This window comes from Agrobacterium albertimagni AOL15 (genome assembly GCF_000300855.1).
GTDB classification, from domain to species: domain Bacteria; phylum Pseudomonadota; class Alphaproteobacteria; order Rhizobiales; family Rhizobiaceae; genus Allorhizobium; species Allorhizobium albertimagni.
Genome location: NZ_ALJF01000020.1, coordinates 1 through 13,411 on the forward strand (window position 1 = coordinate 1; position 13,411 = coordinate 13,411).

The following is a 13,411-nucleotide window of genomic DNA, read 5'->3' on the forward strand; positions in this document are numbered from 1 at the left end:
GTCATCTTGTCTTCTAAGACAAAGTGTTTCCACTCCATCTACGCAAGACCGCCGCCCACGTTTCTCTTTCTTCCATCTTCAATTGTCAAAAAACAGACGGACCAAAACCCGTCGAAAATCCATCACCGCCCAACCCTAAAGTCGGGCAACAAAACCAGCATCGCAGCCAATTTCTAGGATCTTGTCTGAACCAGTCCGGCGGGCCCTGCGGCGCCGCCCTCTCGTTCGGTGAAGCGGCTTATACGGCCACGCCCACAAACCGTCAACAGCCAATTGTCAAAAAACTGTCGTTTTTTTCAAGTGACTGATTTTAACAGACAAAAATCGGCCCTTACTTGCACGTCCCCGCATCCGCCCACTTTTGCCGGGTGAACACGTTGGCGCCCTCGTCAATCCTTATATGGGAACTCTGGGCCAGAGTTAAAAGACCGGGCCTCCCCTTTACCCCTTGGTGATCAGCAGCAGCACCACAAACATCGTCGGCACGGCGGCAAGCGCCGGTAGGATGATCGCGGGATAACCGAATGCGATGATGGCGAGCAGCCAGAGCAAAAGCAGATTGACCACGAAGAGGACCTTGGCGGTCGTCGGACCGTCGATCGCCTCCCTCAGCATCCAGCCGAACAGCGGCACGCGGTAAATCATCTCAGCCATGTCGGAACCTCCTGACGTTAGTGCTCTACAGCCCAGATAGGGTCCGCCAACCAGCCCTCACAATGTGGCAAATTGGCTTTTGCCAAACTGTCGCAGTTTCCCGCCCGGTCGAGTCGCAAACTGCTGGACATCGCTTCATGACAGGACCTAATCTCTCCTTCGTGATGGTTCCGCCCCGACTAGACCGGAAGGGCGGACGAAGAGGGAATACGGTGAGGATTACCCATCAGGGGCCGAAACCGTGGCTGCCCCCGCAACTGTGAACGGCGAGCGACGTCCGAAAAGCCATTGGCCTTCAGCTGATAAGGCGGACCGAAGCCCTGACCCGTGAGCCAGGAGACCTGCCATCGCTTGGCGCCGTGAACGCGGCATTCACTCTCCCGCGCGGTGGGCGCGGACGAAAGGACTTAGAACCATGCATATTGAACCCGGCGTCGTCGATGGCGCAAAACTCGCTCTCAGCTACGCAACAGCCGCTCTCTCCTTCGGCCTTGTCGGCAAGATGGTCGTCGACGACTTCAAGGCCAAGGCAAGCCCGACCGGTCTTGCGGCAAGAACTCTGATCACGACAGCGCTCGTCTTCTCCTTCTTCGAGGTCCTGCCGCATCATCCGGTCGGCGTCTCCGAAGTGCACCTGATCCTCGGCTCCACGCTCTTCCTGATCTTCGGTGCCGGGGCGGCCTCGATCGGCCTCGCCCTTGGTCTCCTGCTCCAAGGTATGTTGTTTGCGCCGTTCGATCTGCCGCAATACGGGATGAACGTCACGACACTGATCGTGCCGCTCTTTGCCATCAGCAAGCTCGCGGCGCGGCTCATTCCGGAAAAGAAGGCTTATGTGGATGTCGGCTACAAGGATGCCCTTGCGCTATCCACGGCCTATCAGGGCGGGATCGTCGCCTGGGTCGCCTTCTGGGCGCTCTACGGCCATGGCTTCGCCGTCGACAACCTGTCGAGCATCGCGACCTTCGGTATCGCCTATATGACGGTGATCCTCGTCGAGCCTCTCGTCGACCTCGCGGTGCTTGCCGCCGCCAAGTCGCTTCGGCAAGTGACGGACAACGGTCTTTTCAACGGTCGCCTGCATCGCGCAGCCGTTTGACCACAAGTCGATATGGAGAGCGCATGGGCAGGCCCCATGCGCTTTTTCTTTGAAACCGCCGCCTCTTTCGGATACCGCGGGGCGACAACCACATCGTCAAACCTGCCACTGTCGACGAGACACCGAGGACATCCATGCGCATCCTTTCCGAAGCCCATTATCCGGAACTGCCGAACTACTATCGCGGCAAGGTGCGCGAAAACTACGATCTCCCCGATGGCAGCCGCATCATCATTTCGACTGATCGCTTGAGCGCCTTCGACAGGATCCTCACCTGTATCCCCTATAAGGGTCAGGTTCTGACCCAGACCGCCCGCTACTGGTTCGAAAAGACCAGCGATATCTGCCCGAACCATGTCATCTCCTATCCCGACCCAAACGTCGTCGTCGGAAAGCGTCTGGAAATCCTGCCGGTCGAAATCGTGGTGCGCGGCTATCTCGCCGGAACCACGGGCACCTCGATCCTCACCCTCTATAAGAAGGGCGAGCGCGAGATGTACGGGATCACCCTGCCCGACGGCATGCGCGACAACGAAAAGCTCCCGACCGCGATCATCACGCCGACGAGTAAGGAATTCGACGGTGGCCACGACGAGCCTCTGACGCCGGCCGAGATCGTTGAAAAGAAGCTTTTGACCGCCGAGCAGTGGGAAACCCTGTCGCGCTATGCACTGGCACTGTTCGCCCGCGGCCAGGAGCTTGCCGCAGAGCGCGGGCTGATCCTCGTCGACACGAAATATGAATTCGGCACGGACGAAAACGGCACGATCATTCTCGCCGATGAAATCCACACCCCCGACAGCAGCCGCTACTGGATTGCCGACAGCTATCAGGCGAGCTTTGAAAAGGGAGAGCGCCCACAAAGTTTCGACAAGGATTTCGTCCGCGCCTGGGTTGCCGAGCGCTGCGATCCCTATCTCGATCCGATTCCGGAAATTCCGGCGTCACTGGTGGAGGAGACGTCGAAGGTCTATATTAGAGCGTTCGAAGCGATCACGGGGCTGCCGTTCCAGCCTGATGACAGTGGCGAAAGCCCCTTCGCCCGTATCCGCCAAAATCTGGCCTCTTACTTCCCCTGAGAAAGGTGGCCCCATGGATCAGGACCCTCGCGCACGATCTGGCGCATGCTGCCCCAACACGGGTGCCGGCGCTCCCGTGCGTCGTCCGCGCCGGCCCGCTGAGGAGACGCGCGAAGAGATCCTGAACACCGCCGAGAAGCTTTTCCGGACCCATGGCTATGCCAGCGTCACGATCGCGGACATTGCAGCCGAACTGTCGATGTCGCCGGCCAATGTCTTCAAGCATTTTCGCACCAAGACGAGCCTTGTCGACGCGATCGCCACCCGTGCGATCGAACAGACGCTGCATGCGTTGAAAGCGCTTGCGAGCGACAAGCCCGCATCAGAACGGCTTGCCGCCCTCGCCCATCATTTGATGCAGGAGCATCTCGCCGAGCAAAAGGATGCACCCTTCGTTTTCGAGATGATCCTGGTAACGATCAACGAGGAACTCGATTGTGGCGATCGGTTCCGCGAAATCGTCGTCGGCATGATCGCGGAAATCATCCATGCCGGCATTCGCGAAGGCGTCTACCATGCGGACGACGTGCCGCGATTGGCAAACGCATCTTTCGATGCACTGGCCTGTGTCATCCACCCTGTCATGACGGGGATGGAGAAGGCTGGCATAATGGCAACACGTTGTCGGGAAGTCGTTGGCCTGATCGATGCTGCACTGCGGTCGCCACTTGCAAAGTGACGATTGTTTATTTACGTCACTTCGACTGATGAGAACCGTGTCCCTCGGATGCGCCCCCCTCTCGCCGGCTTGCCAGCCCCTGAATCCAGTGGCGCTGGTCCCTGACTCGTAATGTTCTATGACCTTTCTCAGTGGGATCCCTTGATGCGCCCAAGCTTCAGACTTGCCTCCGCCATTCTTGTTTGCACCGCGGCCCTGGCGGGTTGCTCCGATCAGGGAACGGCTGACAACGGCGGCGCCGCGGCGTCTGGCGGCGAACGCCCGCCTGCAGCAGTGAGCGTTCTAGTGATGAAGAAGGCGCCGCAGCCGTTGACCAGCACGCTACCCGGACGCGCAACCGCCTTCCAGACCGCAGAAATTCGCCCCCGCGTCAGCGGCGTCATCAAGGAGATTGCCTTTAAAGAAGGCAACGAGGTTCAGGCGGGCGATCTGCTCTATAAGATCGAGGACGACACGTACCGCGCCGCCCAGGCCCAGGCTCAGGCAAGCCTGCAAAAGGCTGAAGCCGGCGTCCCCACCGCCCAATCCAATCTTGCCCGTCAGGAACGGCTCGTCGGCAGCGGCGCCACCCAGGTGGAACTCGAAAATGCCCGCGTGACGCTTTTGCAGGCAGAGGCCGATGTCGCCCAGGCGAAGGCAGCGCTGCGCTCTTCCGAGATCGAGCTTGCCCTCACGGAAATTCGCGCCCCCTTCGAAGGCGTGACCACCGCATCGCGCTACTCGGTCGGTAACGTCGTCACGGCGAACCAGACCGACAGCCTCATGACCCTGCGCCGTCTTGATCCGATCTACATCGACCTGACGGAATCGAGCGTCAATCTTCTTCGTCTGCGCGAGGCAATCAACTCCGGCCGCATCAACCGCAACGAAAACGGCGCGGCCGATATCCGGCTGACGCTTGAAGACGGCCACGAATACCCTGTCGTCGGCAAGCTCGACATGTCGGAAATGGCGGTCAGCCAGACGACCGGCACCTACTCGATCCGTGCCGTGTTCGACAATCCCGATGGCCTTGTCCTGCCGGGCATGTATGTCCGCGCCACCGTGACCGTCGGCACGGAAGACGGCTTCCTGATCCCGCAACGGGCTGCCACGCGCAGCGCCAATGGCGAGCTTTCGGCAAAGTTCGTCACGGCAGAAAACACGGTCGAGACCCGGATCTTCGACGAAGCACAGGTTTCCGGCAACAACTGGCTCGTGGCCAGCGGCATCAATGATGGCGACAAGCTCATCGTCGACGGCTTCCAGTGGATCGGTGACGGCGCCCCCGTCCAGCCGGTCGAAGCTCAGATCGATGAGAACGGGATCGTCCAGGAAACTGCGGCGCCGGCTGCCGCCCCTGCTGCACAACCCTGATTGTGCGACAGACCAGGCAACCGAGGCGTAGAGGATAATCCATGGCCCAGTATTTCATTCGACGCCCGATCTTTGCATGGGTGATCGCGATCATCATCATGCTCGGCGGCGTGCTCGCAATCTCGACGCTGTCGATTTCGCAGTACCCGGAAATCGCACCGACAACCGTGCAGATCTCCGCAAGCTACAACGGTGCGAGCGCAGAGACGGTTGAGAAATCCGTCACATCGATCATCGAAGACGGCATGACCGGCCTCGATGACCTGACATATATGACGTCATCGTCGAGCACCGGCTCCGCCTCCGTCTCGCTGACCTTCGGCAACTCGATCGATCCGGAAATTGCCCAGGTCCAGGTGCAAAACAAGTTGCAGCTCGTCCAGTCGCAGCTGCCGGATATCGTCCAGTCGGCCGGCATCTCGGTAACGCGCTCGACCTCGAGCATCCTGCTCGTCGGCGCACTGGTTTCGACCGACGGTCAGCGCAGCAACGTTGAACTTGGCGATATATTCTCCTCTCAGATCGAGGATCAGATTAAGCGTCTGGAAGGCGTGGGCAGCCTGGAAGTATTCGGCACCGGCTACGCCATGCGCGTTTGGCTCGACCCGTTCAAACTCAACAAGTTCCAGTTGACACCGACGGACGTGACCTCCGCCATCCAGGCGCAGAACACCCAGGTCTCCGTTGGCGCCCTTGGCAGCCAGCCGGCACCGGCGGGTCAGCAGCTGACGGTTACCGTCACCGCACAAAGCCAGCTGCAGTCCGTATCCGACTTCGAATCCATCATCCTGAAGACCGAGACAGACGGCGCCACCGTGCGACTGAGCGATGTTGCACGCATCGAGATCGGCCAGGAAAGCTACGCCACCAAGACCCGCTCCAACCGCAATCCGGCTACCGGTTTCGCTGTCAACCTGGCAACCGGTGCCAATGCCTTGGATACGGCCGAGCGCGTGAAGTCGCAGCTTGCGACGATTGCCCCTTCGCTGCCGGAAAACGTGGTCATCACCTATCCCTACGACACCACGCCCTTCGTGCAGCTGTCGATCGAAAAGGTCGTTCACACCCTGCTTGAAGCCATCGTGCTGGTCTTCGTGGTCCTGCTCGTTTTCCTGCAGAACCTGCGTGCCACCATCATTCCGATGATTGCGGTGCCCGTCGTTCTACTCGGCACCTTCGGCATTCTGGCGCTGACAGGCTACTCGATCAACACGCTCACCATGTTCGCCATGGTTTTGGCAATCGGCCTGCTCGTCGACGATGCGATCGTCGTCGTCGAAAACGTCGAACGCATCATGTCCGAGGAAGGACTGTCGCCGCTTGAAGCCACCCAGAAGTCGATGGGCGAGATCACCGGCGCCATCGTCGGCATCGCGCTTGTCCTGACGGCCGTCTTCATTCCGATGGCCTTCTTCGGCGGCTCCACCGGTATCATCTACCGCCAGTTCTCGGTGACCATTGTCTCGGCGATGCTGCTTTCGGCTGTCGTCGCCCTCGTTCTGACGCCGGCCCTTTGCGCAACGATGTTGAAGCCGGTCGACCACCACAAGCCCAAGGGCGGCCTCGGTGGCTGGTTCAACCGCAATTTCGATCGTGCGACCGGCGGTTATGTCTCGTCGATCGGCTATCTTCTCAACCGCCCTCTTCGGGTCATGCTGATGTTTGCGATTGTGATCGCTGGCATGAGCTGGTTCTTCATGCGGCTCCCCTCCTCCTTCCTTCCGGAAGAAGACCAGGGCGTGCTGATGACCATCGTCCAGCTGCCGAACGGCGCAACGGTCACGCGCACCGAAGAAATCATCAAGAAGATCGAGGACTACTATCTCGATCAGGAAAAGGACGCGATCCAGGACGTCTTCTCCGTCTCCGGCTTCTCCTTTGTCGGCGCTGGCCAGAACTACGCGCTGGTTTTCGCTAAACTGAAGGACTTCGAACTGCGCACGGACGCTCAACTCGCAGCGCCTGCCGTCGTCCAGCGCGCCATGGGCTACTTCTTCACGCTTCGTGATGCGATGGTCTTCCCGCTGGCTCCGCCCGCGATCCCTGGTCTCGGCACTTCGAGCGGCTTCTCCATGTATCTGGTCGACAGCGGCAAGAGAGGCAACGAGGCGCTAACGGCCGCATCGCAGCAACTGATGCAAGCGGGCAGCGCCAATGCGAACGTAAGCTCGCTGCGCTCGAATAACCCGCCGGCTGAAACCCAGTTGAAGCTTCTGCTCGATCAGGAAAAGATGGGCGCCATGGGTCTCGACATCGCAACCGTCAACAGCATGCTGTCGACCATCTTTGCAGGTCGTGACGTCAACGATTTCACGCTCAACGGCGAGCTGAAACCCGTCTACGTCCAGGGCGACGCGCCTTACCGCATGCAGGAAACCGCGATCAACGACTGGCATGCCCGCAATGCCAGCGGCGAGATGGTTCCCTTCTCCTCCTTCCTCAAGACACAGTGGATCAGCGGTGCACCGACGCTGAGCAGGTTCAACGGCGTCGGCGCAATATCGATGGAAGGTGCCGCCGGCGCCGGCGTGAGCTCGGGTGCAGCCATGGATACGATGGAGCAGCTGACGGCCGATCTGGGTGGTGGCTATACCGTCGCATGGCAGGGCATCTCCTATCAGGAGCGCCTGTCCGGTTCGCAGGCCCCCATGCTCTACGCGCTCTCGGTCCTGATCGTCTTCCTCTGCCTGGCAGCCCTCTATGAAAGCTGGTCGATCCCGTTCTCGGTCATCATGGCGGTCCCGGTCGGTGTTCTGGGGGCGGTGGCTGCGGCCTATGTCTTCGGCCAATCGAACGACGTCTATTTCAAGGTCGGTCTGCTCACGACGATTGGTCTCGCGGCAAAGAATGCGATTCTGATCGTGGAGTTCGCGAAAGATCGCCAAGGCGCCGGAATTAGTGTCATTGATGCAACACTCGAAGCTGCAAAGCTCCGCTTGCGTCCGATCATCATGACCTCGCTCGCCTTCATTCTAGGGGTTGTACCGCTCGCAATTGCGACCGGCGCAGGCTCCGCAGCGCAGAATTCCATCGGTATTGGCGTCTTGGGTGGCATGTTCACCGCCACAGCGCTCGGAATCTTCTTCGTACCGTCGTTTTTCGTCATCATCCGGCAAATCTTCGGCGGTGCAAAACCGAAGGAAGTGCTGTCGTCGTGAAGATTGACAAACTATGTTAACCAACTAAAGCGTAGGCTGCTGCGGTAGCCTGCGTGTGTAAGTCGGTCGTTGGCTCGGGGTAATCAAAAACCTCGTCGTAGCAAGACCGGGGGACTTTTACAGGATCACGTTATGCTCAAGATTCGTGCCGCCGCACCACTCGCAATGCTCCTCCTTTCCGGCTGTGTCGTCGGCCCGAATCACGAGGCGCCGCAGACGGCTCTCCCCGTCAAGTTTTCCGAAGGCAGCGCACGCGCGTCGGCCGACGTGACATTGGCTCCGTGGTGGACCGCCTTCAACGATCGCCGTCTGAACGGTCTGGTTGAAACGGGCCTCGGCCAGAACCTCGATGTGCTGCAAGCGATTGAGCGCATCACCTCCGCGGAAGCTAATTTTGAAGCGGCCGACTCGGCTGCATTTCCGCAGCTGAACGTCTCGGCCGACCATCAGGTCTCGAGGACCAGTGGCACTGGCGCGCTGGTTAGCCGTGACAGCGACACCACCAATACGACGAGCGGCACGCTCGGCGTGTCCTGGCTGATCGATCTCTTCGGCCAGTATCGCCGCTCCAAGGAAAGCGCGAAAGCGACCCTCGATGCTGCCTATGCCAGCGCCGACGTTGCTCGCCTGACGTTCCTCTCCAGCGTGGTCTCGGCCTATGTCGATGCACGTTACTACCAGGAACGCATCGCGATCGCCCGCAAGAACCTGTCCTCGCGTCGGGAAACTCTGGAACTGACCCGACTGCAGCTCGAGGCCGGCGCAGCTTCGCGTCTCGATGTTGTCCAGTCCGAGGGTCTGGTGAATTCGACGCTCGCGGAAATTCCGGCGCTTGAGATCTCCTTCCGCCAGTCGGTGCATCGCATCTCGCTGCTGCTCGGCCTGCCGGCAACCAGCCTGCTTGCCGACCTTCAGAAGGGTGCATCACAGCCATACGCCCGTCGCGGCGTGAATGCCGGCGTTCCGGCGGACCTGATCCGCAACCGCCCGGACATTCGCGCAGCCGAGCGTAATCTCGCTGCAGCCACCGCCGAAATCGGCGTTGCGGAAGCAGCACTTTATCCGTCGATCACCCTCAGCGGCTCGATTTCGCCGACTCTGGTCGCCACATCTGCGGCGAGCGGTAGCGCAACATCATGGGGTTTCGGTCCGAGCCTCAACCTGCCGATCTTTGATGCCGGCGCACGCCGAGCCAATATCAAGGCACGTGAAGCGGCGGCCCGCGAAGCCTATCTCGCCTGGAAGCAGACGGTCTTGAGCGCCGTTTCCGAAGTCGAGAACGCACTGGTCGCAGTCAGCCGCACCCGCCAGACGGTCTCGGCCCTGACATCTACCGTTCGCTCCTACGAGGAAGCCCTCTCGCTCGCCACAGCGAGCTACCGTGACGGCGCCTCCTCGCTGCTCGACGTCCTCGATGCCCAGCGCAACGTTGCCAGCGCCCAGGCCAATCTGGCCCAGGCCGTACAGCAGTTGGCAAATGGCTATGTCGCCCTCAACGTGGCGATCGGCGGCGGCTATGCATGGGACGGACCAAAGGCGGTCGTCGCCAGCAGGTAAGAGCCTCCGGCAAACACACGAAGCCCGGCACCGGAAACGGTCGCCGGGTTTTTCTTTGCCCGGCCTCAGAAGGTCGCGGGCGTGTTGATCCAGATGAGGACTGTCTCGCCACTCGAGATGTTGCGCCAGGAATGCGGCCTGCGGCTTTCGAAGTAAAAGCTGTCGCCGGCATGAAGCTCGAAGAACTGGTCGCCGTCGAGGATGATCTCGAGGCTTCCGGAGAGCATGTGAATGAACTCCTCGCCCTCGTGCTGATAGGCACCCTCGCTCGACGCGCCCGGGGCAAGCTGGAAGCGGTTGCATTCCATCAGGTTGCGCCCCTCCGCCAGAACCTGGACGGCAACACCGGACGAGGTGGTCGGCCATGACGACCACTTGCCATCACGGATCAGGCTTTCGCCGCCCCTGCCCTCTTCCTGACCACTGAGCGACGCGAGTGTCGTGCCGAGATGCTGGGCGACTTCATGCAGAGCGGTGAAGGACAGCCCTTGCGAGGTCCGCTCGAAGGTCGAAAGCTGTGACACCGAAACGCCGGTTGCCTGGGCGACGGTTTCGAGCGTCTTGCCCGCTTCCCGTCTGAGGCGCCGCATTCGCGTGCCCGCTCTAATGTCGGAAGCGTCATCCTCGGTTTCGACGCCCTCTTCGTCGACATCAGGAGAAAACTCCCGCAGCGTCTCTCGGATTGCTGCCGGATTGAGTCCCTTCTCCGTGCGCAGCCAGGCGATCCGTTTCAGCCGATCTACCAGCGCCCGATCATAGACGCGCTGGCCCGTCGGTGTCCGGATCGGCTGGATCAGGTCCTGGCTTTCCCAGAGGCGAAGTGTCGATGGCGACACCCCCGCCATGCGCGCTGCCTCCGCAATCTTGAACCGGATATCGTCCACGCTGCCCTCAATCAAATGTCGCAGTCATGCGTGATAATGCCGATAAGGCATATTGCAAGTCTACAGAAAAAATGTAGGAAATATTTCACCGCGCGATTGCAGCCCTCTGCAACGCCGCTGGCAACCCTTCGCACAGGACGAAAACGATGAAGAACGCCGAAATCTCAGCTCGCAAGAATGACGCCATCTCCCGCGGCGTCGGCATGACCACGCAGATCTATGCCGACAAGGCTGAGAATTCGGAGATCTGGGATGTCGAGGGCCGACGCTACATCGATTTTGCCGGCGGCATCGCTGTTCTCAACACCGGCCATCGCCATCCGAAGGTCGTCGAAGCCGTGAAGGCCCAGCTCGACCGCTTCACCCACACCTGCCACCAGGTCGTGCCCTATGAGAACTACGTCGCGCTCGCCGAACGCCTGAACAAAATGGTGCCCGGCAATTTCGAGAAGAAGACGATCTTCGCGACCACAGGCGCCGAAGCGGTCGAGAACGCCATCAAGATCGCCCGTTGCGCCACAGGCCGCTCTGCCGTCATCGCGTTTACCGGCGGCTTCCACGGCCGTACCTTCCTCGGCATGGCGCTGACCGGCAAGGTCGTGCCCTACAAGGTCGGCTTCGGCCCGATGATGGGCGACGTCTTCCATGTGCCCTTCCCGCTCGAGATGCATGGCATCGACGTCGACACCTCGCTCGACGTTCTCGACAAGCTGTTCAAGGCCGACGTCGATCCGAAGCGCGTTGCAGCCATCATCGTCGAACCGGTCCAGGGCGAAGGCGGCTTCTATGACGTCCCGCGTCCGCTGATGAAGGCGCTCCGCGAGATCTGCGATGAACACGGCATTCTCCTCGTCGCCGACGAAGTCCAGACCGGCTTTGCCCGTACCGGCAAGATGTTTGCCATGCAGCACTACGATGTGGCTCCAGACCTGACGACGATGGCCAAGAGCCTTGCTGGTGGCTTCCCGCTTTCCGCCGTCACCGGCCGCGCGGAACTGATGGATGCGCCCGGCCCCGGTGGTCTCGGCGGCACCTATGCCGGCAATCCGCTTGCAATCGCCGCCGCTCATGCGGTGCTCGACGTGATCGAAGAAGAACAGCTCTGCGACCGTGCCAACCAGCTTGGCAACCGCCTGAAACAGCGCCTCGAAGCTTTGCGGACAGACATTCCGCAGATCATGGATATCCGTGGCCTCGGCTTCATGAACGCCGTTGAATTCAAGGTGCCGGGAACAGACAAGCCGAATGCGGATTTCACCAATGCGGTGCGTCTGAAGGCGCTGGACAAGGGCCTGATCCTTCTGACCTGCGGCGTCTACAGCAACGTCATCCGCTTCCTCGCCCCGATCACCATTCAGGACGAGGTCTTCAACGAGGCACTCGATCTGATCGAAGCCTCGATCCGCGAAGTCGCAGCAGGAGCCTGAGGCATGACCATTTCGAAAATTCTGACCGACAAGCTGAAGGACCCGACACTGGCGACCGACAAGTCGCTGGTCGGCAATGACTGGCTGGCGGCAAGCCAGTCGGGCAAGACGTTCGAAGTCACAAATCCGGCCACCGGCGAAGTCATTGCCGTGCTACCTGACGTGAACAGGGCCGAAGTCACCAAGGCCATCGATGCCGCTCATGCGGCGCAGAAGGCCTGGGCAAAGAAGACCGGCAAGGAACGTGCGGCCATTCTGCGCAAGCTGAACGATCTGATGGTCGCCAATGCCGATGATCTTGCCACCATCCTGACGATGGAAATGGGCAAGCCCTGGCCCGAAGCCCGCGGCGAGATCCTCTACGGCGCATCTTACGTCGAGTGGTTCGCCGAAGAAGCCAAGCGTGTCTATGGCGACACGATCCCGGGCCACCAGGCAGACAAGCGGATCATGGTCATCAAGCAGCCGATTGGCGTCGTCGGCGCCATCACGCCGTGGAACTTCCCCAACGCCATGCTCGCCCGCAAGGTCGCACCGGCACTCGCCGTTGGCTGCGCGATGGTCTCGAAGCCTGCCGCCCAGACCCCGCTCTCGGCCTTGGCACTTGCCATCCTCGCCGAGCGCGCCGGTCTGCCGGCCGGTCTGTTTTCGGTGCTGACCTCCACCGACGCAGCCATGGTCGGCCAGGAATTCTGCGCCAATGACAAGGTCCGCAAACTGACCTTCACTGGCTCTACCAATGTCGGTCGCATTTTGATGCGCCAAGGTGCCGACCAGATCATGAAGCTCGGCCTCGAACTCGGCGGCAACGCCCCCTTCATCGTCTTTGATGACGCGGATCTCGATGCTGCCGTCGAAGGCGCCATGATCTCTAAATACCGCAATGCCGGCCAGACCTGCGTCTGCGCCAACCGCCTTTATGTCCAGTCGGGCATCTACGACGCCTTTGCCAAGAAGCTGGCTGAGAAGGTCGGGCAGTTGAAGGTCGGCGATGGCTTCGCTGATGGCATCACCACGGGACCTTTGATCGACGCCAAGGCGGTCGAGAAGGTCAAGGAGCATGTGGCGGACGCCGTCTCCAAGGGTGCCAAAGTGGCCCTCGGTGGCAAGCCGTCCTCCGCCGGCGACCTATTCTTCGAACCGACGATCCTGACCGGCGTCACCACCGCCATGAAGGTCGCGACTGAAGAGACCTTCGGCCCGGTTGCACCGCTCTTCAAGTTCGAGACGGAAAAAGATGTGATCGAGCTCGCCAACGCCACGGAATTTGGCCTCGCTTCCTATTTCTACTCGAAGGACATCGCCAAGATCTTCCGGGTCGCGGAAGCGCTCGAATACGGCATGGTCGGCGTCAACACCGGCCTCATCTCGACGGAAGTGGCGCCGTTTGGCGGCATCAAGCAGTCGGGCCTGGGCCGCGAAGGCTCGAAATACGGCATCGATGACTATACCGAGATCAAGTATATCTGCCTCGGCGGCATCGCTTGAACCATCTGAAATCCCCGGCACTGCCGGGGA

Annotated in this window: 10 protein-coding genes and 1 riboswitch; of the genes, 8 read left to right on the top strand and 2 right to left on the bottom strand. The window is 60.6% G+C overall.

Annotated features, from left to right (window positions below; all coding sequences use genetic code 11):
• Positions 1–441: 441 nt before the first annotated feature.
• Positions 442–654, bottom strand: coding sequence for a hypothetical protein (locus QWE_RS21480; protein ID WP_006728284.1), 213 nt, complete (start codon positions 652–654; stop codon positions 442–444).
• A gap of 148 nt (positions 655–802) precedes the next feature.
• Positions 803–1,017: riboswitch (cobalamin riboswitch) on the top strand.
• A 52-nt stretch (positions 1,018–1,069) separates the two neighbouring features.
• On the opposite strand from QWE_RS21480, the gene QWE_RS21485 reads away from it, so the two are divergent.
• The 6 genes from QWE_RS21485 to QWE_RS21510 all read left to right on the top strand — a co-directional run bounded on the left by QWE_RS21485 (position 1,070) and on the right by QWE_RS21510 (position 9,582).
• Entirely contained in the window at positions 1,070–1,753 is a 684-nt protein-coding gene (locus QWE_RS21485; RefSeq protein ID WP_006728285.1) for an energy-coupling factor ABC transporter permease, read from the top strand.
• A gap of 134 nt (positions 1,754–1,887) precedes the next feature.
• The gene (locus QWE_RS21490) at positions 1,888–2,832 is read left to right on the top strand and encodes a phosphoribosylaminoimidazolesuccinocarboxamide synthase (RefSeq protein WP_006728286.1); all 945 of its coding nucleotides are present in this window, start codon (positions 1,888–1,890) and stop codon (positions 2,830–2,832) included.
• Positions 2,833–2,845: 13 nt separating this feature from the next.
• Complete coding sequence (locus tag QWE_RS21495) at positions 2,846–3,511, top strand: TetR/AcrR family transcriptional regulator (protein ID WP_006728287.1); 666 nt, start codon at positions 2,846–2,848, stop codon at positions 3,509–3,511.
• Between the two features lie 144 nt (positions 3,512–3,655).
• Positions 3,656–4,867 carry an efflux RND transporter periplasmic adaptor subunit gene (locus QWE_RS21500; RefSeq protein WP_006728288.1) on the top strand — a complete coding sequence of 404 codons (1,212 nt, stop codon included), beginning with the start codon at positions 3,656–3,658 and terminating at the stop codon, positions 4,865–4,867.
• A gap of 41 nt (positions 4,868–4,908) precedes the next feature.
• Positions 4,909–8,025, top strand: coding sequence for an efflux RND transporter permease subunit (locus tag QWE_RS21505; protein ID WP_006728289.1), 3,117 nt, complete (start codon positions 4,909–4,911; stop codon positions 8,023–8,025).
• 132 nt (positions 8,026–8,157) lie between these two features.
• Entirely contained in the window at positions 8,158–9,582 is a 1,425-nt protein-coding gene (locus QWE_RS21510) for an efflux transporter outer membrane subunit (protein ID WP_006728290.1), read from the top strand.
• 65 nt (positions 9,583–9,647) lie between these two features.
• On the opposite strand, the gene QWE_RS21515 is transcribed toward QWE_RS21510, so the two are convergent.
• Complete coding sequence (locus QWE_RS21515; protein ID WP_052018252.1) at positions 9,648–10,427, bottom strand: cupin domain-containing protein; 780 nt, start codon at positions 10,425–10,427, stop codon at positions 9,648–9,650.
• A 185-nt stretch (positions 10,428–10,612) separates the two neighbouring features.
• Between QWE_RS21515 and QWE_RS21520 the strand changes: the two genes are divergently transcribed.
• Entirely contained in the window at positions 10,613–11,893 is a 1,281-nt protein-coding gene (locus tag QWE_RS21520; RefSeq protein WP_006728292.1) for a 4-aminobutyrate--2-oxoglutarate transaminase, read from the top strand.
• A 3-nt stretch (positions 11,894–11,896) separates the two neighbouring features.
• Entirely contained in the window at positions 11,897–13,381 is a 1,485-nt protein-coding gene (locus QWE_RS21525) for an NAD-dependent succinate-semialdehyde dehydrogenase (protein ID WP_006728293.1), read from the top strand.
• The last annotated feature ends 30 nt before the right edge of the window (positions 13,382–13,411 follow it).